The organism is Actinobacillus porcitonsillarum, from assembly GCF_003101015.1.
Lineage (GTDB): Bacteria > Pseudomonadota > Gammaproteobacteria > Enterobacterales > Pasteurellaceae > Haemophilus_A > Haemophilus_A porcitonsillarum.
This window is the reverse complement of the sequence record NZ_CP029206.1, coordinates 507,553-530,277: the sequence shown is the minus strand read 5'-3', so window position 1 is coordinate 530,277 and position 22,725 is coordinate 507,553. Positions and strand designations below refer to the sequence as shown.

Below are 22,725 nucleotides of genomic sequence, written 5' to 3'. Positions count from 1 at the left end.
TTAAAAGAAGGAACAAAATATGCATTTAACGTCAAGAGAACAAGAAAAACTGATGCTTTTTCTTGCTGGCGAACTTGCGGCAAAACGTAAGGCTCGTGGTGTGAAATTAAATTATCCGGAGGCGATTGCTTATATTGCCAGCCATTTACAAGAAGCGGCTCGTGATGGTATGACTGTCGCAGAAGTAATGCAATACGGCGCAACATTGTTAAGCGTTGAAGATGTGATGGAAGGCGTAGCGGAAATGGTGCACGAAGTGCAGATTGAAGCAACTTTCCCTGATGGCACAAAATTAGTAACCGTACATAATCCAATCCGTTAATGGACATTGTAGGGGCGAAACATCTTTCGCCCTAAGCAATCGTGGGCATTCAGGGCGAAAAATATTTCGCCCCTACAAGACAAAAGGATAAAAAAATGATCCCAGGCGAATACAAATTAGCAGACGGTGATGTTCAAGCCAATGTTGGACGTAAGACCGTAAAATTAGATGTGGTAAATAAAGGCGACCGACCAATTCAAGTTGGCTCTCACTATCACTTTTTTGAAACCAATAACGCACTCGAATTTGACCGCACTTTGGCGCGTGGTATGCGTTTAAATGTGCCTTCAGGCAATGCTATTCGTTTTGAGCCGGGCGAGGCTAAAACGGTAGAATTGGTAGAATTTGGCGGAAACAAAATCATTTACGGTTTCCATAACGCAATTGATGGCAAACTGTAAGGAGAAAGAAAATGGCATTAACAATTCCACGCAGTCAATATGTGGCGACTTATGGACCAACCGTTGGCGATAAAGTCCGTTTAGGCGATACCGATTTATGGGCGACCATTGAGCAGGATTTATTAACCAAAGGCGATGAGTGTAAATTCGGTGGCGGTAAATCGGTGCGTGATGGTATGGCGCAATCAGGCACGGCAACCCGTGATAATCCCAATGTGTTAGATTTTGCTTTAACCAACGTGATGATTATTGACGCTAAACTCGGCATTATTAAAGCGGATATTGGTATTCGTGATGGTCGTATTGTCGGCATTGGTCAAGCGGGTAACCCTGACACAATGGACAATGTAACCCCAAATATGATTATCGGCGCAAGCACGGAGGTGCATAACGGTGCACATTTAATTGCAACCGCCGGCGGTATTGATACGCATATCCACTGGATTTGCCCACAACAAGCACAGCACGCCATTGAAAACGGTATTACCACGATGATTGGCGGTGGTACAGGTCCTGCAGACGGTACGCACGCGACCACTTGTACCCCTGGCGCTTGGAACATTCAACGTATGTTCCAAGCCTGTGAAGCCTTACCGGTAAACGTGGGCTTTTTTGGCAAAGGCAACTGCTCAACACTCGAACCATTGAAAGAGCAAATTCGTGCTGGTGCGTTAGGCTTAAAAATCCACGAAGACTGGGGGGCTACGCCGGCTGTGATTGATGCAGCATTAAAAGTAGCCGATGAAATGGATGTGCAAGTGGCAATCCACACTGACACTTTAAATGAGAGCGGTTTCTTAGAAGATACCATGAAAGCGATTGACGGACGTGTTATCCATACCTTCCATACCGAAGGCGCAGGTGGCGGACATGCACCGGATATTATCAAGGCAGCGATGTACCCGAACGTATTGCCGGCTTCGACCAACCCAACTCGTCCGTTTACAATCAATACCATTGATGAGCATTTAGATATGTTGATGGTTTGCCACCATTTAGATAAACGTGTGCCGGAAGATGTTGCCTTTGCCGACAGCCGTATCCGCCCTGAAACCATTGCGGCAGAAGATATTTTGCACGACATCGGCGTGTTCTCGATTATGAGTTCCGACTCGCAAGCGATGGGACGTGTAGGAGAAGTGGTAACACGTACGTGGCAAACCGCCGACAAAATGAAAGCGCAACGTGGCGAGCTTGGCACAGAAGGCAACGACAACTTCCGTATCAAACGCTACATTGCCAAATACACCATCAACCCAGCGATTGCGCACGGTATTAGCGAACACGTGGGTTCATTAGAAGTGGGCAAAATTGCGGATATCGTTCTTTGGAAACCGATGTTCTTTGGTGTAAAACCGGAATTCGTGATGAAAAAAGGCTTTATCAGCTATGCGAAAATGGGCGATCCAAATGCGTCTATCCCAACACCGCAGCCGGTATTCTACCGCCCAATGTTTGGCGCGCACGCAAAAGCCAACCGAGAAAGTGCGGTGTTCTTCGTTTCACAAGCAGGTGTTGAAGCCAATATCAAAGAAACCTTTGGTATTGAAAAAGAGACGATTGCAGTACAAGGTTGCCGTAACATCGGTAAAAAAGACCTTGTTCACAACAACGCAACACCTGAAATCACCGTTGATCCGGAACGCTATGAAGTCCGTGTTGATGGCGAACTGATTACCTGCGAACCAGCGAAAAAAGTACCACTTGCGCAGCGGTATTTTATGTTTTAATGGTAAGCGGTCGAATTTGCAAAAAAATTTGTAAAATTGACCGCTTGTAGCTAATGCGCGGAACTGTTGGACAATAAATTGATTACTAGCACGCCGCCTAAAATCATTGCTATTCCGACACACCCCCACAAATCAGGCTTTTGTCCAAAGGCAAAAAAGGCAATTACAGATGTTAGAATGATGCCTAAACCTGACCAAACGGCATAAACTAAACCGACAGGCAAGGTGCGGAAAACAACAGAAATCAGATAAAACGCTAACGTAAAAGCAATCGCAGCGGCGAGCGTTGGCAAGGGTTTGGTAAATCCATCGCTCAGTTTTAAAGCGGTTGTGCCGCAAACTTCAGCCGCAATAGAAATAAAAAGTAAAATCCAAGCACTCATTTTCATTCTCCTATGTTAAAAAACGAAGGAATTATAAAGAAAAAATGAATTTTTGAGTAGTCTTGTTAAAAATGTTTATTTGTGAGCAAGTTCGCTACAAATCGTAACAAATTAAGGAGTTTTTATGAAACTTTGGTACTCCACCACTAGCCCATACGCTCGTAAAGCGTTGGCAACTTTAAAACATCAACAACTTGAAGATAAAACAGAACTATTACGTATTACTTCATCATTCGACCCAAATTCGCCACACAATCAAGACAATCCGCTTGGACGAGTGCCGGCATTGCAGCGAAATTGTGGAAATTGGCTTTTCGGAAGTTTGTTAATTTGCGAATATCTCGATCAAAAAGGCAAGCAACCCAAACTATTGCCTGAAAGTGGTAAACCTCGCTGGGCGGTATTGGCGTTGCACAATTTGGCGGATGGCATTATGGAAAATATCATGCCAATGATCGCCGAAAAAATGCTCCGTCCTGAAAACGAATGGTGGACAAGCCGTCATCAACAGCTGATGGAACGCAATATTCGTAGCCTAAACCAGCTCGAAGAGGCTTTAAAACCATTCGGTACAGAACTCAATATCGGCACATTAACCGCCGTTTGTTTAATTGATTGGTGGCAATTTAGAGCCGATAAAATCGGTTACGATCTTGCAAAAAATTTCCCAAATTTGACCGCTTGGGCAGAGGAGATGAATGGGAAGTATGCCGTGTTGAATGATACCAAGCCAAGTGTTTAGCCACGCACTCACGTACGTGGTTAGGTGCAGTATTGTCGCTCTGCGACAAGATAGGATATAAGAATAATGCAAATAATTAACCCAATCCTTCCCATTATGGAAGAAATTATCGGTAATCTGACCGCACTTCGTGCCGAAGGCAAAATCACGGATCAAACGGTGGATTACGTTCAATTACAATGGTATGAAAGCGAACGCAACATTTTGCGTAAAACTTCTCAATCGGGGCGTGAAGTGGCGTTTCGTCTGTTAAAAGAAGGGCAGCGATTAAAGCACGATGATGTTGTTTTTATCAGCGATAGCCTTGTGATTGCGATTGAAATTGTCCCGAGCGAAGTGATTGTGCTTTCGCCAAAAACATTACCGGAAATGGCACGTGCGTGTTATGAAATCGGTAACAAACATTCGCCACTGTTTTTAGATGGCGATGAGGTTACTTTACCTTACGATAAACCGATGTTTGAGTGGCTACAAGCGGCTGGATTTCAACCGCAAAAAGCAGAACGCCGTTTAAGCCAAGCGTTGCGGGCAAATTCCGCACAAGGGCACGGACATTCTCATTCACATAGCCACGACCATCACGGCTATCATCATCACGGAGATGGAAATTGGCACAAGCACTAACACAACTCGGCGCATTGTTGCACTTGGTCGATCCGACTTTGCCTATCGGCGGTTTTAACCACTCCAACGGTTTAGAAACCTTCGTCCAGCAACGCAAGGTGGACAGCAAAGCCAGTCTTGAGGAATATGTGCAAACGCAGTTGTTGCAAAACTGGGTTTACAATGACGGTGCTTATCTCTCACTGGCGTTTGATGCGATGGACGCGAACGATTTAAACCGCTTGCTCGAGCTCGATCAAGAATTGGCAGCGACCAAAATCGCCCGAGAAAGCCGTGAAGGTAGCTATAAACTCGGTGTTCGTCTGTTGAAAATTTTTATCCGCTACGAACAACACCCGTTGTTAGCCGAATTTCAACAAGCGATTGTCGAAAAACGCTGTCAGGGCTATTTCCCTATCGTGTTTGCGATGGTGGCACAGGCAATGAAATTAGATAAAGCGGAAACGCTCTATGCGTTCTACTACAATGCAGCGGTGGGGGCGGTTACAAACGGGGTTAAATTGATCCCATTAAGCCAAATGGACGGGCAGGATATTCTGTTCGACCTACGCCAACCAATAGCCGAAGCGGTCGAACAGAGCTTAACGCCAGACCTCGAATGGCTTGGGGCGGCAACGCTAGCGAATGATATCCGAGCGATGCAGCACGAGCAGCTTTATACTCGTTTATATATGTCATGATTTTTGCGGACGCCAGCATGGCGTCCCTACAACTTCCGAAAAATTCTCGGAAATAAATTTAACGTGATTGGTAGGGACGCCACGCTGGCGTCCGCTGTCCATAAAAAGGAAAAACAAATGCGTAAATACATCAAAATCGGGGTGGCAGGCCCTGTGGGGGCGGGCAAAACCGCTTTAATCGAAAAATTAACCCGTGAAATCGCGGATAAATACAGCGTGGCAGTCATTACCAACGATATTTACACCCAAGAAGATGCGGAGTTTTTAACCAAAAATAGCTTACTTCCACCTGAGCGCATTATGGGCGTGGAAACGGGCGGTTGTCCGCATACGGCGATCCGTGAAGATGCGTCAATGAACTTAGAAGCGGTGGACGAAATGGTTGCGCGTTTCCCTGATGTGGAAATCGTGTTTATCGAATCGGGCGGCGATAACTTATCGGCAACGTTCAGCCCTGATTTGGCGGATGTAACCATTTTCGTGATTGACGTGGCACAGGGCGAGAAAATTCCACGTAAAGGCGGACCGGGTATCACGCGTTCTGATTTACTTGTGATCAACAAAACCGACTTAGCGCCGTTTGTTGGTGCAGATTTAAGCGTAATGGAACGTGATGCACGCCGTATGCGTAACGGTCAGCCGTTTATCTTTACCAACCTGATGAAAAAAGAAAATCTCGATGGCGTAATTGGCTGGATTGAAAAATATGCGTTGTTGAAAAACGTGGAAGAGCCTAGCTCTCTTGTTCGTTAATTCGTAGGGGCGGGGTTTATCCCCGCCCGTGGTATGTTGAATAATCTTTCGGGCGAGGATAAACCTTGCCCCTACAAAAATGAATAGTAAACTTTTAATCTCAACCAAACTCACCCCAAGCGGTAATACTCAGCTTGATGACTATTTTGTTTCGCCGCCGTTTAAATTGATGACGTTGCCGGATTATTCCACAAACAAAGCAGAAGCGTGGCAAAAGGGGTTGAATGCAATGCAGATGTCTTCATCGCCCGGTTTGCTCGGTGGCGACCGTTTGGACATTCAAATTTCATTGCGAAAATCGACCGCACTTACGCTCACTACACAGGCTTTTACCCGTGTGCAAGCAATGAATGACGGCGAATTTGCCGAGCAAATCACGCAAATTCAGCTGGCAGAAGCCAGTCGTTTATTTTATTTGCCGCATCCGTTGGTGTTGCATAAAGACTCGGCATTAAAGCAGAAAACGACCATCGAAATGGCGGAGAACAGCGAGCTGATTTATGGCGAAATTGTGGCGATTGGGCGTGTGCTAAATGATGAATGTTTTGCGTTCCGCCAGTTTTCTTCCCATTTGAAAATTTATGCGTTGCAAAAAAATGGCGAAAAACGACCGCTTGTTTCTGATTGTATTCAGTGGTTACCAAGCAAAATGACGCTAACCGCCTTAAGCCAAATGGAAGATTATAGCCATCAAGGTTCGCTGACGTATTTGAATTTATCCAAAAGTGCGCTGGAAATCAAAGCGATGTTGAAGCAACTTCAAGAGACGTTTACCAGCAGTGAAAATCTGTTGATCGGATTTTCTCAACTTAACGAAGGTGGATTGATGGTGCGAGTGCTAGGACACCGAGCAGAGCAGATCCAGCAGTTGTTTGATGAGATTGGTAGCATTTGTAAAAAAGCGGTCTAAAATGACCGCTTATTTTGCAATTTAAGATTTAATTTGGGTTTGCTGATAGCGATATCCTTTATCTATTTCCCTAAACTCAAACAAGTGCGTAATACAATTTGGTGCATCGCTGTCTTGGTGGGAAACAAACAAGAGTTGAGTTTGACTATTCTCAACCAGCTGCTCAATAAATTATTTGACTAATTTACGATGGATACCGTCTAGCCCTTGTAGTGGTTCATCTAAAATTAAAATCGGTGGGTGTTTAACCATGGCACGAACAATCAGCAGTAAACGTTGTTGTCCCCACGAGAGTGTGCGAAACGGTTTATTTGCCATATGTGCTAAATTAACACGAGCCAGCCATTCCTCTGCTTTGAGCTTAAAGGCGGTCGGTGTTTGTTGGTAAACGCCAATCGAGTCGAAGAAACCGGAAATAATCACATCAAGCACCGAGCTATTTACCCGATAATCCATATGTAATTGGCTGCTGACATAGCCGATATTTTTCTTAATATCCCAAATCGTTTCCCCCGATCCTCGTTGCCGTCCGAATAAACGTACTTTATTGGCGTAAGCTTGAGGGTGATCGCCGGTAATTAGCGAAAGCAAAGTCGATTTCCCTGCACCGTTTGGGCCTTTTATCCACCAATGTTGATGAGGTTCAACCGTCCAACTCAATTTATCTAGAATGATTTTCTCGCCGTATTGAATGGTAACCTCTTTGAGTTCAAAGGGATTAGTGTGCGGGTCAAGAGCAATCGCTGGCGTTGCACGACTCGGTAATGGCGTATGAAGATGATTTTCTGCAAATTGTAATTGAGAATAGACCGCTTGTTGTTCTATGGTTGAGCGAGTACCTTGTAAAATCAGTTGGAGATTATCCAAAAGAGCAAGGTGTGTTGCACAAGTCGGAATATCATTAAAGCGGTTTGAAATCAGAACCACCGCCATTTTGCCGGCAAGTTCTGCCAACAAACTTTGCCAGTAAGCAACAGATTGTTGATCAAGCCCCTCGAATGGTTCATCTAAAATCAAGAGATCAGGTTCGCTGACTAACATTTGGCAAAAAAGCACTTTGCGGCTTTCGCCCGTGGAAAGGTGGATAAACGGGCGATCTAAAAATGCCTCAATATGCAATTTTCGTGCATATTGTTCGCATAATTGCCAATTTTCACTGCCGTTTAAGATCACTTGGCGAGCGGTCAAACCGAAGTCATCAGGCGAAACGGTGTCGTTATTACGGTCCTTGAAAATCTGCGAAATGATTTTTTGCTGTTGCTCAAAAGAGAGTAATGCAATCCGTGAAAACGTATTTTGGTATTCTCCTCCATAGCAAGGGATTTCTCCGGCAAGGGCTTGTGCCAATGCACTTTTGCCCGAACCATTGCCACCCACCACAACCCAAAATTCGGTTGGGTGAATGGTAAGCTGTTCAATAATCAGTTTGCGATGTTGGTATAACGAAAATTGTGCCTGATGAATGGATAACATTTAGAGTTTTTCTCCGACCACAAACCAATCTGCACGACCGTTTAAGAAATCTTGAACAGACATCGGTTTTTTGCCTTGTGGTTGTAGTTGAGTAATGTTTAACACCCCTTCATGGGTGGCAATTTGAATTCCTTTTTTCTCCACCGCCAGCACGGTGCCTGCCTCTTTAGCCTGATGTGGCAAGACTTCGGCTTGATAAACTTTAATACGCTCTTCCACACCGTTTACCGGTAGCGTTAAATATGCAATAGGTGCAGGGTTGAATGAGCGAATGTTACGTTCAAGCTGGCAAGCGGTTAAATTCCAGTCGAGTTTTGCTTCTTCCTTCGTGAGCTTTTCTGCATAGTTTGCTAGTGCTTCTTCTTGTTTTTCCGGCTTAAAGCGTTGTTCACTCAAACCGTCTAAAACCTCAAGTAGTGCAGGCGGCGCTAATTCTGCTAGTTTGGCATAAAGAGAGGCAGAGGTTTCTTGTGGATCGATAGCGGTAGTTACCTTATGAAGCATATCGCCGGTATCTAACCCCCCGTCCATTTGCATAATGGTTACACCGGTTTCTTGATCGCCCGCCCAGATCGAACGTTGAATAGGTGCCGCACCTCGCCAACGAGGAAGCAGTGAACCGTGTACGTTTAAGCAACCGTATTTCGGTGCATTTAACACCGCTTCCGGCAAAATCAAGCCATAAGCGACCACAACCATCACATCGGCATTTAATGCTTTAAGTTCAGCTTGTGCTTCTTCTTTACGAAGAGATTTCGGCTGATAAACAGGAATTTGGTGAGTTTCGGCAAGCTGTTTGACTGGGCTTGCTTGCAGTTTTTTACCACGTCCGGCAGGTTTATCCGGCTGGGTGTAAACGGCAATTACATTATGTTCGGAGTTTAAAAGGGCTTGTAAGTGTTGCGCAGCAAAATCAGGTGTGCCGGCAAAGATAATATTTAATTTTGACATCGTAGTTAAAAAGTAAAATGAAACGTAGTGAAATTTTATCAGAAAAAAGAACGGTATTATGCAGTATTTGCACAAAAGCTAGTGTTTAAGAAGTGGTGTAGGGTGGGCATCCCTGCCCACCAAAATAACAATCGGATAATCAAATGGTGGGCAAGGATGCCCACCCTACAAAAATTAAATGTTCTTACATGTAAACACTTACAACCAACCACGTTCTTTATAGTATTTGATTGCCCCTTCGTGCAGCGGTGCAGAAAGCGCATTTTTAATCATCTCGCTCTCTTTCAAATTCGCAAAGGCGGGGTGGGATTTTTTGAAGCGTTCAAAATTGTCAAACACCGATTTCACCACATCATAAACCCGTTCTTCGCTCACATCGGCAGAGGTTACCAATGTTGCATAAACCCCGAAAGAATCGACCGCTTGATCGGTACCGTTATAAGTTTTTGCCGGAATGGTTGCTTTGGCGTAATAACTATGCGCTTGAATGAGCTTATCAACTACTTCGCCGGTAATCGGCACTAAATGCAGGTCGCAACTTTCTGTTGCTTCTTTCAGCGCCGTGTTAGGGTGTCCGACATTATAGCTTGCCGCATCTAGCCCATTATTGCATAAGGCTTTAACCATTTCTGCCGGTGGTAATTTATCTAACACCTTGAAATCCGCCGCCGTCCAACCTTTGGCATTAAGTAATACATTTGCTGTCGCTTGCGTACCGGAACCATCTACGCCGATATTAAAGCGTTTACCTTTAAGGTCTTCAAAGGTTTTAATGTTGGCATCATCACGTGCAATGATGGTAAAAGGTTCGGGATAAATAGAGAACACCGCACGGAGTTTGTCATTCTTTTTATCAGCAAAAGAACCGACCCCGTTATAGGCATTATATTGCCAGTCGGATTGCACAATCCCCAGCTCGATTTGACCATTGGCAATCGCATTTAAATTATCAACCGAGGCGTCGCTTGCCAGCGCTTTGCAGTCCGGTAAATTATCGGTGCGATTAACCAATTGACAAATGGCGTTGCCGGTTACGTAATAAAGCCCGGTTTCACTTCCTGTTCCTAGCGTGATAGGCTTGGCTGGCTGCGCATAAAGTGGTGATGAAAGGAGCGTACTTAACACAAAAAGAGAGGGGATTTTTTTCATAGTCATTACCTGTTGATGTTGGTTTTTTGGTAGATATACAAGATTACGCAACCGTTTGCAATGGTTTTGTGAGGGAGAAAGGGGAACTCTTAGCGAAATTTTGCTAAAATATGTCAATTTGGCGACAACGAGTATTCAAATGGAATTTTTTATCCCTAAAACAGACGTTATTTTTGAAGAAGAAATTAAGAAAAGTCGCTTTATTACCTACCTCCGCCACACCGAAGGTATGGAACAAGCCAAAGCGTTTTGGGCAGAAATCAAAGCATTACATCCGCAGGCAAGGCATTGGTGTTGGGCTACGGTTGCCAGCACGCCAACAGATTCGCAACAATATGGGTTTTCTGATGATGGCGAACCGTCCGGCACGGCAGGTAAGCCGATGCTCAACTATTTGTTAGGCTCAGGCTTGGGCGAAATCACGGCGGTGGTGGTACGTTATTACGGCGGAATTTTGCTTGGTACGGGCGGTTTGGTTAAGGCCTACGGTAATGGCGTGCAGCAGGCATTGCTTAATGTGGAGAAAATTCGCAAAGTTTTACGTGAAAACTACCGCTTGCACTGCGAATATGAGCAATTCAACACGCTACAACATATGATGAACGATTGGGATATTGAGTTACTTGATCAGCAATTTAGCGACAAGATTGCCTTAAAATTGGCGATAAACCCGACTGAATTTGCTAAAATCCAGCAAGCATTAAGCCAGCGATTTGCCGGCAAATTAAGTTTAGAAAAGGAATAATTGTGCAATTTTTTACTATTATTCGCATTGTGGGCGTGCTTGTGATGAGCTTCTCGCTTACGATGCTTCTGCCGGCTTTGGTGGCGTTGGTGTATGGCGATGGTGGCGGTCGAGAATTCCTTGAAGCGTTTTCCATTACCTTTGCGGTGGGCGCATTATTATGGTGGTCTTGTCGTGAATATAAACAGCAACTTAGAGCCAGAGAAGGTTTTTTGATTGTGGTGCTGTTCTGGATTGTTCTCGGTTGCTTGGGGGCGGTTCCCTTTATCCTGTTAGAACATCCGGATTTAAACTTTACCGAGTCTATTTTTGAGTCGTTTTCCGGGCTAACCACCACTGGCGCAACGGTCATTACCGGCTTAGATCATCTCCCGAAAGCCATTTTGTTTTATCGACAATTTTTGCAATGGTTGGGAGGAATGGGGATCATCGTATTAGCGATTGCGATTATTCCCATGATGGGTTTAGGTAAACTCTATCGTGCAGAAATGCCCGGCCCGATGAAAGACGAGAAAATGCAACCGAGAATTGCAGATGTAGCAAAAATGCTATGGCAAATCTATTTCTCTTTGACCGTGCTTTGTGCTTTGGCTTATTGGTTGGCAGGGATGACACCGTTTGATGCGGTTTCGCACAGTTTTGCGACCATTTCGATTGGCGGATTTTCTACCCACGATGCGAGTATCGGTTATTTTAATAGTGCATCCATTAACTACATTACCGTCTTTTTTTTGCTGATTTCATCTTGTAACTTTGCGCTGCATTTCACGTTGTTTCATCAATTAAAAGACCCGAAAGAGAAACGGAAAAACAGTGTTTTAACCCGCTTGTACTGGCGAGATTATGAATTCCGTTCGTTTTTGGTTATTCAGTTTGTTTTATTTGCCCTTTGTTTGCTTGTGATGTGGGCGTATGACTATTTCACGACAGCCAATATTCGCTTTGAACAAGTGCTCTTTCAATCGGTGTCGATTTCTACGACCGCCGGTTTTGGCGTGAATGACTTTAGCCAATGGCCTTCGTTTTTACCGACACTCTTGATTTTAGCTTCGTTTATCGGCGGCTGTGCCGGCTCAACGGGAGGCGGTTTAAAAGTTATTCGGGTATTATTGCTTTATTTGCAAATGAACCGAGAAATCCACCGCTTCGTTCACCCGAATGCGGTGAAGCCGATTAAACTTGGTCGTTCGGTGCTTTCAGACCGCATTGAAGAAGGTATTTGGGCATTTTTCTCCGCCTATATTTTTGTGTTTATTCTTTGCTGGCTGATGGCGATTTTGTGCGGTATGGAGTCGTTCAACGCCTTTAACGCCGTGCTTGCCAGCTTGAACAACTTAGGGCCGGCATTGGGGAGTGTAAGCAGTAACTTTACGCAAGTACCGGACGGCGCAAAATGGGTAATGACCTTTGCGATGGTTTGCGGACGTTTAGAAGTATTTACGCTTCTTGTGATTTTAAGCCCTGTTTTTTGGAAGGATTGATAAATGAAAACCGTTATTTTCTATTTTACTACCGATGGTCAAACCCAAAAGATTGCGGAGAAATTGGCTGAACAGATTAACCACGAGGTCGAATTAGTTTCTATCCAAGATCAAGCGGTCAATTTTGCAGAAAAAATGGCAAATGCCGATCAAATTGTAGTGGGGGCTTCCGTGCGTTATGGGCATTTTAATCCGCAGGTTTATCAATTTGTTGCTCAATATGCCGAACAGCTAAACAGCAAGCCTTCTGCATTTTATGGTGTGGGTTTAACCGCTCGCAAGGCTAATCGCAAAACCGCAGAAACCAACCCTTATGTGCGAAAATTTTTAGCCAAAATTCAATGGCGCCCAACCGTGGTTGAAGTGATGGCAGGCGCATTGCTTTATCCTCGCTACCGCTGGTTTGACCGTGTGATGATTCAATTTATTATGCATATTACCAAAGGCGAAACCGATGCCACGAAAGAGTATGAATACACGGATTGGCAGCAGGTTGAATTATTTGCACAAAAATTAAGTAAATTGACGTAAATTCGCTACAATTTTTTAACATGACGAGTATAATTCGTCTCCTATTTCCTCTAATAGTAAAGAGGTATATTTAAGGGTATTTTATTCTCCTCAAGTATAAAGGCACTTAAATCATCTCTCTTGAACAGAGGGTTATTTAATATCATTTCCAAAGGAAAGTAATATGAGTCTTTTAAAAGAGTTCCGTGAATTTGCGGTTAAAGGTAACGTAGTAGATATGGCTGTCGGTGTGATCATCGGTGGTGCATTCGGTAAAATTGTGTCTTCATTAGTAAGTGATGTTGTAATGCCACCTATCGGTTGGTTAATCGGCGGCGTAGATTTCAAAGATTTAGCGATTGAAATTGCCCCGGCTAAAGAAGGTGCAGAAGCAGTAATGTTAAAATATGGTGCGTTTATTCAAAACGTATTCGATTTCTTAATCATTGCAATTGCAGTATTCGGTATGGTAAAAGTGATCAACTCTCTGAAAAAAGCGCCAGCACCTGAAGCTCCGGCTGAACCAACAGCAGAAGAAAAATTATTAACAGAAATTCGTGATTTATTAAAAAAATAAGTGACGTTTAGATAAAAAATAAGCGGTTTAATTTTGTTATTTTTTTGCAAAATTAAACCGCTTTTTGTTAGGCTGCAACGTCCACCGGTTGAAAGCTTTTCCAAATGTAATAAACATTCACGCATACCACGAAGATGTTTAAACCGGCAACGGGGAGTGAGTTAATTAAGAAACCGTAAATTACGAAACATAAAGCGCCTAATGCGTTTACTAGACGTAATTTCACGATATCTTTTAATAAGAAAGAGCAAGCAACTAAAATCATGGCGACATAGCCTAATAATTCAATAGCGTTCATTTAAAAATCCTCAGTGAGTTAAATTATTTTGGCTATTTTACCTGTTCTTTATCGGCTTGTCGGTAGGGTGTTGAAAAGCAAAGGTTTGCGTGAGAAAAATTTACAAAAAAGTTTTTAGGTAAGAAAAAAGCTACCCAAACGGGTAGCTTTGAAGGTAAAATTTGTTCGAATTATAAACCGAAAGTAAGGTATAACACGACAAACGTATAAAGCGTTGATAAGCCGTAGAAAATAAATCCACCTGCCGGTACGTGAACTTTTAAGTCGTGTAAGCCGTGATGAATACGGTGCATACCTGCCCACATTGGGAAAATTGTGAGTACTAAAATCGCTAATTTACCAATGAAAGTGTGGGCGAAGCTGATGAGAGTTTCTACATCAACAATACCGAACGGTAATAATACGCCAAGTACTAAAATCACAACAGGGAAAAAGAATGCGCTTACAGAACCACCGGCACTAAATAGTAACCAAACTGGCGGTTCATTTGATTTTACCGCTTTGTTGATAACATCTTGTTTGCTCATATTTCTTCTCCTATAACGCAAGGGCTAAAACAATAACGCTGATAACAGCAGTGATGCCCCACATGATTTTGGCACCTTTCTCAACCGGTAATTTTTCGCCTTTAACCATGATATCTAACACTTGTGGTGTCATGATAAAGAGTGTTTTGGCGTGGTATAACATTGCCACTAAGCTTACCAAGTTAAAGATAACGATAAGTGGATTTTTTAAGAATGTTAAGAAATCCGTTGCGAATGTCCCGTTTCCTAAGCTAATTAATCCATAAAGTAATACTAAGCAGAACCAAACGGTAGGAATGGCGGTTGCTTCACGTACCATATATGCTTTGTAAAAGCCAAGTTTTGTCCACCAGTTTGCATTCATTTCGCGCACATAGGCTTTACGTTTTGTTGTCATACTTTCCCCCTAGCCTTTTGGTTTTAAGATTGAGATAACGTAGTCTTTTGCACTTTCAAGTTTGCCTTGGTTGATCGCAGAAGCAGGACCTACGTGTTTCGGACATACTTCAGAACAGTAACCAACGAAAGTACAGCTCCAAACACCATTTTGGCTGCTGAGCAGTTTCATACGTTGTTCACGGCCGTTATCACGGTTATCTAAGTTATAACGGTGAGCCAATGTTAAGGCTGCCGGACCGATAAACTCAGGGTTTAAACCAAATTGAGGGCAAGCGGCATAACATAAACCACAGTTGATACACATTGAGAATTGACGGTATTTCTCAAGTTGTGCCGGAGTTTGTTTTGTACGCTGACCTTCCGGTGCTTTATTGTCAATGATATACGGTTGGATCGCTTCAAGGCTGTCGATAAAGTGGCTTAAATCTACGACTAAGTCACGTTCAATCGGGAAGTTTGAAAGCGGTTCAATACGCATATGACCACTATAATCACGTAAGAATGTTTTACAAGCCAGTTTCGGTTTGCCGTTTACCATCATACCGCACGAGCCACAGATCGCCATACGGCAAGACCAACGGTAAGATAGCTCTGGTTGTAATTCATCTTTGATGTAGTTTAACGCATCTAATAATGATGTTTGACCATCAAACGGTACTTCAAATTTTTCTAAATGTGGTTCGTTATCTTGTTCCGGGTTATAACGAAGCACTTCAATCGTCATTTTTTCCATAGCTATCCCCTATTTTTGTTCTGCTGCTTTTTTCGCTGCATCTTGTGCTGCACCTTCAGCACCATACACACGTTTTGCAGGTTGAGATTTGGTAATTTTCACATCGCTGTATTTGATGGTTGGTTTACCGTCTGCATTAAAGAATGCTTGTGTGTGTTTTAAGTAGTTCACATCATCACGTTCAGTGTAGTCTAAACGTTGGTGAGCACCACGAGATTCTTTACGTTCAACAGCTGAACATGCGATAGATTGTGCTACATCTAAAATAAAGCCAAGTTCGATTTTATAGAGTAAATCGGTATTAAATACGCTTGATTTATCTTTTACGCTGATGCGTTTATAACGTTCTTTAAGCTCTTCAATTTTATTTACCGCACCTTCCATACCTTCTTGGGTACGATAGATACCGCAACCTTCTTCCATTGCATCACCCATTTGGTTACGAATATCAGAGTAAGATTCGTTACCTTCTTGGTTTGCTAATGAGGTTAAGCGAGCAACCACATCTTTTGCTTGCGCATCAATTAGTGCTTGGTTTGCAGGTGTTGCTTCTAATGCACGACGTGCTGCATTTTCACCGGCAACTTTACCGAATACCACTAATTCCGCTAAAGAGTTAGAACCTAAACGGTTAGCACCATGTAAACCTGAAGAAGCGCATTCGCCGACAGCATATAAACCTTTGATTGAAGTTTCAGCGTTCATATCCACTTCAATACCACCCATTGTATAGTGAACAACCGGGCGAACAGGGATTGGTTGAGTAACCGGATCAACACCTTCATAAGCACGTGCTAATTCACAGATAAACGGTAAACGTTCTGTTAAGTGTTTTTCGCCTAAGTGACGTAAATCTAAGTGAACAACATCAACGCCTTTTGCTGTTTTTAAGGTATTGCCTTTTTTCCATTCTTGCCAGAATGCTTGAGAAACTCGGTCACGAGGGCCTAATTCCATATATTTATTTTCTGGTTTGCCGATTGGTGTTTCTGGTCCTAGACCATAGTCTTGTAAGTAACGGTAACCGTCTTTATTCACTAAGATACCGCCTTCACCACGGCAACCTTCAGTCATTAAGATACCGGTGTTTGGTAAGCCTGTTGGGTGATATTGAACGAATTCCATATCACGTAAGGCAACACCGTGACGATATGCCATAGATAAACCATCGCCTGTTACGATACCGCCATTGGTATTGAAACGATAAGTACGGCAACCACCACCTGTTGCGATAACCACTGACGGTGCATTGATTTGAACAAGTGTGCCTTCCATCATATTCATTGCCACACAACCACGAGCTTCGCCGTTGTCGGTTAAAATATCTAATACAAAATGCTCATCAAAACGCACGATGTTAGGGTATTTCATCGAGGTTTGGAAAAGGGTATGTAAAATATGGAAACCGGTTTTATCTGCTGCGAACCAAGTACGTTCGATTTTCATACCACCAAAGCGACGTACGTTTACTTCACCATCTTCACGGCGGCTCCAAGGACAGCCCCAACGCTCTAATTGCGTCATTTCGATAGGAGAGTGTTCTACGAAATATTCAACGATATCTTGCTCACATAACCAGTCGCCACCACCTACAGTATCATTAAAGTGGTTATCAAAAGAGTCATTATCTTTAATTACTGCGGCTGAACCACCCTCTGCAGCTACAGTATGGCTACGCATTGGATACACTTTTGAGATTAAGGCAATTTTAAGGTTTGGGTTTGCTTCCGCTGCTGCGATTGCTGCTCGTAAACCGCCGCCACCAGCCCCCACAATGGCTACGTCAAAATTAAGATTTTGCATATACACTCCAAAAAAATAAGTAAATGGGTCAAACAAAAACGATTTGTATGGCTCTATTTTGCCACCTTAGAGGTATTGACGAAAGACTGTTTTACAAAAAATTAACAAAAAATAACCGCTTTTATGATCTATCTCAAACTTAGAATTTTCGTGAGTGGAGTGAATGATAATGGCTTTTATTTATTTGATTAATATGATTTTATTTTCAACAAAAAGGCGTTTTTTAGAGCGCTGAAAATTTTTTATAAACTTTTTCTATACGCTCAAATCTTCAGCATCTAACGAAAATATTACCCATTAGGAGGTATTTTTGATCAAGTGCAAAGTTTTCTTAAAATGAGAGGCGTACACTTTTACACAGTAAATTTTGTTTATTTTTTAGGAGCGTTTTATGCTTTATTTTGAATTTTTGCTTTTATTAGCATTTTTATATGCCGGTAGTCGCTATGGCGGTATCGGTCTTGGTGTTGTGTCTGGTATTGGTTTGTTTGTGGAAGTCTTTTTCCTCGGTATGCCATTATCGAAAGCCCCGATTGACGTAATGTTAGTTATCTTAGCGGTGGTAACTTGTGCCTCTGTGTTAGAAGCGGCAGGTGGTTTGAAATTTATGTTACAAATCGCTGAACGTATTTTACGTAGCAATCCAAAACGTATTACGATTTTAGGCCCGATTGTAACTTACGTTATGACATTAATGTTAGGAACAGGGCACTCAGTTTATTCTATTATGCCAATCATTGGCGACATCGCGTTAAAAAATAAAATCCGTCCTGAACGTCCAATGGCAGCGGCTTCTGTGGCATCACAATTAGGGATTACAGGTAGTCCTCTTTCTGCGGCGGTTGCTTATTATTTAACAGAAATCACAAAATTGCCGGGTTTTGAAGGCGTAACTTTATTAAATGTGGTTGCGGTTACGATGACAGCGACTTTCTGTGGTGTGTTAGCACTTTCATTATATAGCTTACGCCGTGGTAAAGAGTTAGAGGATGATCCGGAATACCAACGCCGTATGCAAGATCCTGTGATGCGTAAACAAATTGAAGAAACCAGTTCAACATCACTTGATGAGCAATTACCTGCTAGTGCGAAAAACTCGGTATATCTCTTCTTGGCAGCGATTGCAACTATCGTGATTGTTGCGATGATCCCATCACTTAAACCGGTTATGGCAGATACAGGCAAAACAGCCGGTATGGATAAAATTATCCAAATCGTGATGCTTACCTTCGGTGGTTTAATTTTAGTGCTAACCAAAACTGATGTGAAAAAAGTACCAAATGGCGTGGTATTCAAATCCGGTATGGTGGCAACTATTGCGATTTTCGGGATTGCGTGGATGAGTGATACTTACTTCAACTATGCAATGCCATCATTCAAAGCCGGTATTACTGAAATGATTAAAGCACAACCTTGGACATTCGCCTTCGCATTATTTGCGGTGTCTGTGGTGGTAAACAGCCAAGCAGTAACAGCGAAAATGTTATTACCGGTAGGTATTGCGATTGGTTTACCGGCACCATTATTAGTCGGTTTAATGCCGGCAACTTATGCTTACTTCTTTATCCCGAACTATCCGTCAGATATCGCAACGGTGAACTTTGACGTAACTGGTACAACCAAAATTGGTAAATACTACTTCAACCACAGCTTTATGGCACCGGGTCTTGTCGGTGTTGTGGTGGCGTGTTGTGTAGGTATCGCCTTAGCTAACGTGTTAATTTAATTGCACGGTTGAGTCATTAGCTGACTTTTACGATAAAGTGTGTAGGGGTGGGGTTTATCCCCACCCGAATATTACGGCTCGTTTATGAACGGGGTATATAACTCTTTTAGCGGTTGAATTTCGAGAGAATTTTGCAAAAAATCTCAGGAATTCAACCGCTTGTCTTTTTAGAGTGCTTGAAAAGCCTTTGTGGCTGGTTTACTCTATCGGTCAAATTTTTTCATACATCAAAACCATGACACAATTAGATTTAACAAAAATAGAATGGCAACCTACGGCTTCAATTGAACACCTATTAAAGCGCGCCAAAATTATGAAAGAAATCCGTCAGTTCTTTTCAGATCGTGGTGTGTTAGAAGTTGAAACGCCGGTATTAAGTGAGTTTTCGGTAACGGATGTTCATCTTTCCACGTTCAGTACGCAATTTCTCTCACCGTTTGAGCGTGAGGCAAAACCGCTCTATCTGATGACGAGCCCGGAATATCACATGAAGCGTTTATTAGCGGCAGGCTCGGGAGCGATTTATCAATTATGCAAAGTGTTCCGAAACGAAGAAGCCGGTAAGCGACACAACCCTGAATTTACCATGTTAGAGTGGTATCGCCCTTATTTTGATATGTATCGTTTAATCAATGAAGTGGACGATTTGCTCCAGCAAATTTTAGATTGTGAGCCGGCGGAGTCATATAGCTATCAATTTGTTTTCCAAACGTATGTTGGATTAGACCCACTTTCTGCCACGAAATCGCAGTTGGTCGAAAAAGCCCGTAAGCATGGTCTGCAATGTGATGACGATGAAAACCGAGATACGCTACTACAATTCTTATTTAGCGAAATCGTAGAGGCTAATATCGGCAAAGAACGTCCAACGGCGGTATATCATTTCCCTTCAACACAAGCAGCGTTGGCACAAGTGAGTAGCGAAGATCATCGAGTGTCTGAACGTTTTGAGTTTTATTATAAAGGGCTTGAATTAGCCAATGGGTTTCATGAATTAGATGATGCACAAGAGCAAATCCGCCGTTTTAACGCTGATAATGTTGAGCGTGAGAAAATGGGCTTACCGCCTCAAGCCTTAGACGTGCGTTTTCTTGCAGCATTAGAAGCCGGTATTCCAAATTGCTCAGGGGTGGCTTTAGGTGTTGATCGTTTGATTATGCTTGCCCTTGGTGCAGAACATATCAAAGAGGTTATTTCGTTCGGGGTGGAGAGCGCCTAAGTTTAGTTTTATACAAAGTTAGTATTCAATGGACGCCAACTAGGCGTCCTTTCTATATAAAATGAAGCACTTATAATGCAACATGGGGAGCATAGTCTTCGGTTAATTTAACGACTTCCGCCAGTGAGAGCTGTGGCAGTGTGAGAGGCAAGTTTCTTGCCTGAACATCATTTTTTAGCGCAAAAACGTGGTCAATGTTGGTAAATAATTGTGGATTTTTGACCGCTTGTAACACGCCGTCTTGCCATAAAAGGAGGGCATCGGTTGGGCGAATTTGTTCAAGGATTGTCGCTAATTCTTGGGCATCATATTGTGCTTTGGATAAGGTATAAAGCATGATACTCCCCTTAAAAGGTTAAAACTTTTTCAGCTTGCTGTAATTTGGCAAACATCTCATCTTGAGAACACCAACGGATATCGGAAAATATCCATTCTGCATTTTCTAATCTTCGTGCGGCAACGCTTTCTTGGCAGACAAAACATTCCGTTAAATCATACAATTCAATCAGTTTAAAGGTGGCGATGTGATCTTTTTGTAGGATTTCCGCAGGTTGTTGGTTTTTCAGTAAATTAAATACGCCATCATTCAGAAAGAGAATTAGGATTTCCTCTTCTTGGCAAAAGGCACTCGCTGCCAGTAAGGCATCTAAGCCTTCTCGGCTGGTGGCAGAACCAAACGGGGGCTGGGTAAATAAAATGGCAAGTTTATATTTCATATTAAAATGTCAGTAATCGATCGGCTTTTAAAACCGCATGGCTGAATTCGCCTAAACCGGCAAGGACAAAAGGCTCGGCAAGATTTTGTTCAACCACGCCTCTACGTTGTGCCGCCGAGATACAAAGGTGTAATGACAAGCGGTGTGTTTTGGCTAAACTTTGCCATTTTTCAAGTAGATTGAGTTCATCGCTTGCCGGCGAAATCCATTTATTGGCATTGTGTATGCCTTGTTGAAAAAAGAAAATTTGGCTGATTTCATGTCCACTGAGTAACAGCTGCTCCGCAAATTGATAAGCGAGTGTAGCACCTTGGGAGCCAAACCCTTCCGATTTTATCGCCAGTACGTATTGCATTATTCCTCGGTCTCCTGCTTCGTTTGGCGGATATAGAGATAAACGGTATGACGAGAGATATCAAGCCGTTCAGCCACTTGGTTGATCGCTTCTTTAATATCGAAGATGCCTTTTTCAAATAATGAGATCACAATTTGGCGATTTTTATTGTTATTTGAAACGTTTCTGTCCGCCATCACTTCTTCAATGGTATGCTCAATGGTTTGCGCTACTAAGTCTTCCACAGAGCTGGCAAAATTAACCGCATTTTCCGTTTCTTCTTTGGGTGGGAAGAAGCTGTTTAAGAATTGTGATGCCGGCACGTCTAAATTGACGTTAATACAAATAAAGCCGATTACGTGCTGTTTGCGGTTACGGATGGCAATCGTGACCGATTTCATTAAGGCGCCACCACCTTTAGAGCGGGTAAAGTAAGGTTTGGATACGCTATCTGTTTGCATATTATGCAAAGAACGTAATGCTTTATCGGTAAGTGGCGAGCCAATTTTGCGGTCTGTATTATGCCCATTCACGACATAGATTGCGGAATGTTCTAAAAATTCGAGAGAGTGAAGGACGATTTCACAATGTTCGCCTAGGAGTGCGGCGATTCCGTCCACCACAGGAAAATAAGATGCCAAAATGGCATGGTCTTCATCTGAAAAAGGGGTAAAGGTTGTCATTGTTTATCATTAAAGAATATTGGCGTAGGGCGGAGATGTTCCGCCCCTATACATATTATTTTTTATCTGCCGGTTTAAAATCTAATAATTCAATCTCAAATTTTAATGTTGAGTTTGCCGGGATTTTTCCTGCTTGGCGGTTACCATAACCTAACTCCGGTGGTAAAACGATTTCCATTTTACCACCTTTTTTCAACATTGGGATTGCTTCAATCCAGCCCGGAATCAGTTGGTCTAATTGGAATTCAATCGGTTCGCCACGGTCGTAAGAGCTGTCAAATGTCGTGCCGTTTGGGAGTGTTCCTTTATAATGCACCTTCACGATATCTGATTTAGCCGGGCTTGCACCTTCGCCTGCTTTTTCGATTTTATAAAGTAAGCCGGATGTTGTTTTTTTCACGCCGTCTTTTTTCGCATAGTCAGCACGGAATTTTTCGCCTTCTGCTACGGTTGCTTTATTCTTTTCGGCGGTAATTTTTTCTTCTTGTGAAGAAAGGTAGCTATCTAATGATTTAAGCTGTTTTTGTAAATCTTCATCGGTTAATTTACCGCTTTTTTTCAATGTATCTTGAACACCGGCAATAATTTTGTCTTGGTTATAGGTAAAAATATCTTTTTGTGATTCAATCACGCCTTCAATATTTTTGCCCATCAACACACCGATGGCATAAGAAGAATCATCTACAAATTTGGTGTCTGCTTTTTGTGCTTCTGCAAAAACAGAGGTAGACATAACGGAAGAAGCGAGTACCGCAATCATAGATAATTTAATTTTTGACATAACGTTTCCTTATAAAAATAGTGTTAATATCCGGTTGGATAGGGTAAAGTGTATTTTCTTTTTAGACAACCTTTT

General features: G+C 42.7%; 27 protein-coding genes and 1 pseudogene. 14 read left to right on the top strand and 14 right to left on the bottom strand.

Annotated elements, in window-relative coordinates:
- Positions 1-19 precede the first annotated feature (19 nt).
- The 3 genes from ureA to ureC all read left to right on the top strand — a co-directional run bounded on the left by ureA (position 20) and on the right by ureC (position 2,453).
- On the top strand, positions 20-322 hold the full coding sequence (ureA, locus tag DDU33_RS02695; protein WP_005825519.1) for an urease subunit gamma: 303 nt from the start codon (positions 20-22) through the stop codon (positions 320-322).
- Between the two features lie 95 nt (positions 323-417).
- Entirely contained in the window at positions 418-723 is a 306-nt protein-coding gene (ureB, locus tag DDU33_RS02690; protein ID WP_005825580.1) for an urease subunit beta, read from the top strand.
- Between the two features lie 11 nt (positions 724-734).
- Positions 735-2,453 carry an urease subunit alpha gene (ureC, locus tag DDU33_RS02685; protein WP_108922979.1) on the top strand — a complete coding sequence of 573 codons (1,719 nt, stop codon included), beginning with the start codon at positions 735-737 and terminating at the stop codon, positions 2,451-2,453.
- A 50-nt stretch (positions 2,454-2,503) separates the two neighbouring features.
- Here ureC and DDU33_RS02680 read toward each other — a convergent pair whose 3' ends face one another.
- Positions 2,504-2,836 carry a DMT family transporter gene (locus DDU33_RS02680; RefSeq protein WP_108922977.1) on the bottom strand — a complete coding sequence of 111 codons (333 nt, stop codon included), beginning with the start codon at positions 2,834-2,836 and terminating at the stop codon, positions 2,504-2,506.
- Between the two features lie 124 nt (positions 2,837-2,960).
- On the opposite strand from DDU33_RS02680, the gene DDU33_RS02675 reads away from it, so the two are divergent.
- The 5 genes from DDU33_RS02675 to DDU33_RS02655 all read left to right on the top strand — a co-directional run bounded on the left by DDU33_RS02675 (position 2,961) and on the right by DDU33_RS02655 (position 6,545).
- Positions 2,961-3,578, top strand: coding sequence for a glutathione S-transferase (locus DDU33_RS02675; RefSeq protein WP_108922975.1), 618 nt, complete (start codon positions 2,961-2,963; stop codon positions 3,576-3,578).
- Positions 3,579-3,644: 66 nt separating this feature from the next.
- The gene (ureE, locus tag DDU33_RS02670) at positions 3,645-4,202 is read left to right on the top strand and encodes an urease accessory protein UreE (protein ID WP_005821680.1); all 558 of its coding nucleotides are present in this window, start codon (positions 3,645-3,647) and stop codon (positions 4,200-4,202) included.
- The gene (locus DDU33_RS02665; protein ID WP_108922972.1) at positions 4,187-4,882 is read left to right on the top strand and encodes an urease accessory protein UreF; all 696 of its coding nucleotides are present in this window, start codon (positions 4,187-4,189) and stop codon (positions 4,880-4,882) included. Before ureE ends, DDU33_RS02665 begins: the two co-directional genes overlap by 16 nt.
- A gap of 117 nt (positions 4,883-4,999) precedes the next feature.
- A complete protein-coding gene (gene ureG, locus DDU33_RS02660; RefSeq protein ID WP_005821677.1) occupies positions 5,000-5,635 on the top strand; it encodes an urease accessory protein UreG in 636 nt (211 codons plus the stop codon).
- 79 nt (positions 5,636-5,714) lie between these two features.
- The gene (locus tag DDU33_RS02655) at positions 5,715-6,545 is read left to right on the top strand and encodes an urease accessory protein UreD (protein ID WP_108922970.1); all 831 of its coding nucleotides are present in this window, start codon (positions 5,715-5,717) and stop codon (positions 6,543-6,545) included.
- Positions 6,546-6,566: 21 nt separating this feature from the next.
- Here the strand turns inward: DDU33_RS02655 and modF are convergent.
- From modF to DDU33_RS02640, 3 genes and pseudogenes are all read right to left on the bottom strand, one after another.
- Positions 6,567-8,018: pseudogene (gene modF / locus DDU33_RS02650) on the bottom strand (molybdate ABC transporter ATP-binding protein ModF).
- Positions 8,019-8,969, bottom strand: coding sequence for a methionyl-tRNA formyltransferase (gene fmt, locus DDU33_RS02645; protein ID WP_108922968.1), 951 nt, complete (start codon positions 8,967-8,969; stop codon positions 8,019-8,021).
- Positions 8,970-9,167: 198 nt separating this feature from the next.
- Entirely contained in the window at positions 9,168-10,118 is a 951-nt protein-coding gene (locus DDU33_RS02640; RefSeq protein WP_108922966.1) for a TAXI family TRAP transporter solute-binding subunit, read from the bottom strand.
- A gap of 139 nt (positions 10,119-10,257) precedes the next feature.
- On the opposite strand from DDU33_RS02640, the gene DDU33_RS02635 reads away from it, so the two are divergent.
- The 4 genes from DDU33_RS02635 (at position 10,258) to mscL (ending at position 13,431) form a co-directional block, all read left to right on the top strand.
- Positions 10,258-10,863, top strand: a complete 606-nt coding sequence (locus tag DDU33_RS02635) for a YigZ family protein (protein ID WP_108922964.1) — start codon at positions 10,258-10,260, stop codon at positions 10,861-10,863.
- A gap of 2 nt (positions 10,864-10,865) precedes the next feature.
- Positions 10,866-12,344, top strand: a complete 1,479-nt coding sequence (locus DDU33_RS02630; protein ID WP_108922962.1) for a TrkH family potassium uptake protein — start codon at positions 10,866-10,868, stop codon at positions 12,342-12,344.
- A 3-nt stretch (positions 12,345-12,347) separates the two neighbouring features.
- Positions 12,348-12,875 carry a menaquinone-dependent protoporphyrinogen IX dehydrogenase gene (hemG, locus tag DDU33_RS02625; RefSeq protein WP_108922960.1) on the top strand — a complete coding sequence of 176 codons (528 nt, stop codon included), beginning with the start codon at positions 12,348-12,350 and terminating at the stop codon, positions 12,873-12,875.
- A gap of 163 nt (positions 12,876-13,038) precedes the next feature.
- The gene (mscL, locus tag DDU33_RS02620; protein ID WP_005821534.1) at positions 13,039-13,431 is read left to right on the top strand and encodes a large-conductance mechanosensitive channel protein MscL; all 393 of its coding nucleotides are present in this window, start codon (positions 13,039-13,041) and stop codon (positions 13,429-13,431) included.
- Between the two features lie 67 nt (positions 13,432-13,498).
- Here mscL and DDU33_RS02615 read toward each other — a convergent pair whose 3' ends face one another.
- The 5 genes from DDU33_RS02615 to frdA all read right to left on the bottom strand — a co-directional run bounded on the left by DDU33_RS02615 (position 13,499) and on the right by frdA (position 17,191).
- Positions 13,499-13,729, bottom strand: a complete 231-nt coding sequence (locus DDU33_RS02615; protein WP_005821533.1) for a YgjV family protein — start codon at positions 13,727-13,729, stop codon at positions 13,499-13,501.
- A 170-nt stretch (positions 13,730-13,899) separates the two neighbouring features.
- Positions 13,900-14,256: a fumarate reductase subunit FrdD gene (frdD, locus tag DDU33_RS02610; RefSeq protein ID WP_005821531.1), complete on the bottom strand. Its 357-nt coding sequence runs from the start codon at positions 14,254-14,256 to the stop codon at positions 13,900-13,902.
- A 10-nt stretch (positions 14,257-14,266) separates the two neighbouring features.
- On the bottom strand, positions 14,267-14,653 hold the full coding sequence (gene frdC, locus DDU33_RS02605) for a fumarate reductase subunit FrdC (RefSeq protein WP_005821529.1): 387 nt from the start codon (positions 14,651-14,653) through the stop codon (positions 14,267-14,269).
- Positions 14,654-14,662: 9 nt separating this feature from the next.
- Positions 14,663-15,388 (bottom strand): succinate dehydrogenase/fumarate reductase iron-sulfur subunit, encoded by a 726-nt coding sequence (locus tag DDU33_RS02600; RefSeq protein ID WP_108922958.1) that lies wholly within the window; start codon positions 15,386-15,388, stop codon positions 14,663-14,665.
- Positions 15,389-15,397: 9 nt separating this feature from the next.
- Positions 15,398-17,191: a fumarate reductase (quinol) flavoprotein subunit gene (gene frdA / locus DDU33_RS02595; protein ID WP_108922956.1), complete on the bottom strand. Its 1,794-nt coding sequence runs from the start codon at positions 17,189-17,191 to the stop codon at positions 15,398-15,400.
- A gap of 391 nt (positions 17,192-17,582) precedes the next feature.
- Here frdA and DDU33_RS02590 point away from each other — a divergent pair, with 391 nt between their 5' ends.
- A complete protein-coding gene (locus DDU33_RS02590; protein ID WP_108922954.1) occupies positions 17,583-18,917 on the top strand; it encodes an anaerobic C4-dicarboxylate transporter in 1,335 nt (444 codons plus the stop codon).
- A gap of 235 nt (positions 18,918-19,152) precedes the next feature.
- A complete protein-coding gene (gene epmA / locus DDU33_RS02585; RefSeq protein ID WP_005820240.1) occupies positions 19,153-20,136 on the top strand; it encodes an elongation factor P--(R)-beta-lysine ligase in 984 nt (327 codons plus the stop codon).
- A 70-nt stretch (positions 20,137-20,206) separates the two neighbouring features.
- Here epmA and DDU33_RS02580 read toward each other — a convergent pair whose 3' ends face one another.
- From DDU33_RS02580 to fkpA, 5 genes are read right to left on the bottom strand one after another with little or no spacing between them, the layout of a single operon-like run.
- Positions 20,207-20,473 (bottom strand): DsrH/TusB family sulfur relay protein, encoded by a 267-nt coding sequence (locus DDU33_RS02580; protein ID WP_108922952.1) that lies wholly within the window; start codon positions 20,471-20,473, stop codon positions 20,207-20,209.
- A gap of 10 nt (positions 20,474-20,483) precedes the next feature.
- On the bottom strand, positions 20,484-20,852 hold the full coding sequence (tusC, locus tag DDU33_RS02575) for a sulfurtransferase complex subunit TusC (RefSeq protein WP_108922950.1): 369 nt from the start codon (positions 20,850-20,852) through the stop codon (positions 20,484-20,486).
- 1 nt (position 20,853) lies between these two features.
- The gene (tusD, locus tag DDU33_RS02570; protein ID WP_108922948.1) at positions 20,854-21,207 is read right to left on the bottom strand and encodes a sulfurtransferase complex subunit TusD; all 354 of its coding nucleotides are present in this window, start codon (positions 21,205-21,207) and stop codon (positions 20,854-20,856) included.
- Positions 21,207-21,869 (bottom strand): helix-turn-helix transcriptional regulator, encoded by a 663-nt coding sequence (locus tag DDU33_RS02565; protein WP_005820247.1) that lies wholly within the window; start codon positions 21,867-21,869, stop codon positions 21,207-21,209. Before DDU33_RS02565 ends, tusD begins: the two co-directional genes overlap by 1 nt.
- Before the next feature lie 55 nt (positions 21,870-21,924).
- Positions 21,925-22,650 carry an FKBP-type peptidyl-prolyl cis-trans isomerase gene (gene fkpA, locus DDU33_RS02560; RefSeq protein WP_108922946.1) on the bottom strand — a complete coding sequence of 242 codons (726 nt, stop codon included), beginning with the start codon at positions 22,648-22,650 and terminating at the stop codon, positions 21,925-21,927.
- Positions 22,651-22,725 lie beyond the last annotated feature (75 nt).

Coding starts and splice junctions, on each gene's coding strand:
- hemG (WP_108922960.1), top strand. CDS start 12,348: ATGAAAACCGTTATTTTCTATTTTACTACCGATGGTCAAACCCAAAAG.
- fmt (WP_108922968.1), bottom strand. CDS start 8,969: ATGTCAAAATTAAATATTATCTTTGCCGGCACACCTGATTTTGCTGCG.
- DDU33_RS02635 (WP_108922964.1), top strand. CDS start 10,258: ATGGAATTTTTTATCCCTAAAACAGACGTTATTTTTGAAGAAGAAATT.
- ureC (WP_108922979.1), top strand. CDS start 735: ATGGCATTAACAATTCCACGCAGTCAATATGTGGCGACTTATGGACCA.
- DDU33_RS02580 (WP_108922952.1), bottom strand. CDS start 20,473: ATGCTTTATACCTTATCCAAAGCACAATATGATGCCCAAGAATTAGCG.
- tusD (WP_108922948.1), bottom strand. CDS start 21,207: ATGCAATACGTACTGGCGATAAAATCGGAAGGGTTTGGCTCCCAAGGT.
- DDU33_RS02565 (WP_005820247.1), bottom strand. CDS start 21,869: ATGACAACCTTTACCCCTTTTTCAGATGAAGACCATGCCATTTTGGCA.
- ureA (WP_005825519.1), top strand. CDS start 20: ATGCATTTAACGTCAAGAGAACAAGAAAAACTGATGCTTTTTCTTGCT.
- tusC (WP_108922950.1), bottom strand. CDS start 20,852: ATGAAATATAAACTTGCCATTTTATTTACCCAGCCCCCGTTTGGTTCT.
- DDU33_RS02600 (WP_108922958.1), bottom strand. CDS start 15,388: ATGGAAAAAATGACGATTGAAGTGCTTCGTTATAACCCGGAACAAGAT.
- frdA (WP_108922956.1), bottom strand. CDS start 17,191: ATGCAAAATCTTAATTTTGACGTAGCCATTGTGGGGGCTGGTGGCGGC.
- epmA (WP_005820240.1), top strand. CDS start 19,153: ATGACACAATTAGATTTAACAAAAATAGAATGGCAACCTACGGCTTCA.
- ureG (WP_005821677.1), top strand. CDS start 5,000: ATGCGTAAATACATCAAAATCGGGGTGGCAGGCCCTGTGGGGGCGGGC.
- frdC (WP_005821529.1), bottom strand. CDS start 14,653: ATGACAACAAAACGTAAAGCCTATGTGCGCGAAATGAATGCAAACTGG.
- DDU33_RS02680 (WP_108922977.1), bottom strand. CDS start 2,836: ATGAGTGCTTGGATTTTACTTTTTATTTCTATTGCGGCTGAAGTTTGC.
- DDU33_RS02615 (WP_005821533.1), bottom strand. CDS start 13,729: ATGAACGCTATTGAATTATTAGGCTATGTCGCCATGATTTTAGTTGCT.
- DDU33_RS02675 (WP_108922975.1), top strand. CDS start 2,961: ATGAAACTTTGGTACTCCACCACTAGCCCATACGCTCGTAAAGCGTTG.
- frdD (WP_005821531.1), bottom strand. CDS start 14,256: ATGAGCAAACAAGATGTTATCAACAAAGCGGTAAAATCAAATGAACCG.
- ureB (WP_005825580.1), top strand. CDS start 418: ATGATCCCAGGCGAATACAAATTAGCAGACGGTGATGTTCAAGCCAAT.
- DDU33_RS02590 (WP_108922954.1), top strand. CDS start 17,583: ATGCTTTATTTTGAATTTTTGCTTTTATTAGCATTTTTATATGCCGGT.
- fkpA (WP_108922946.1), bottom strand. CDS start 22,650: ATGTCAAAAATTAAATTATCTATGATTGCGGTACTCGCTTCTTCCGTT.
- ureE (WP_005821680.1), top strand. CDS start 3,645: ATGCAAATAATTAACCCAATCCTTCCCATTATGGAAGAAATTATCGGT.
- mscL (WP_005821534.1), top strand. CDS start 13,039: ATGAGTCTTTTAAAAGAGTTCCGTGAATTTGCGGTTAAAGGTAACGTA.
- DDU33_RS02655 (WP_108922970.1), top strand. CDS start 5,715: ATGAATAGTAAACTTTTAATCTCAACCAAACTCACCCCAAGCGGTAAT.
- DDU33_RS02640 (WP_108922966.1), bottom strand. CDS start 10,118: ATGAAAAAAATCCCCTCTCTTTTTGTGTTAAGTACGCTCCTTTCATCA.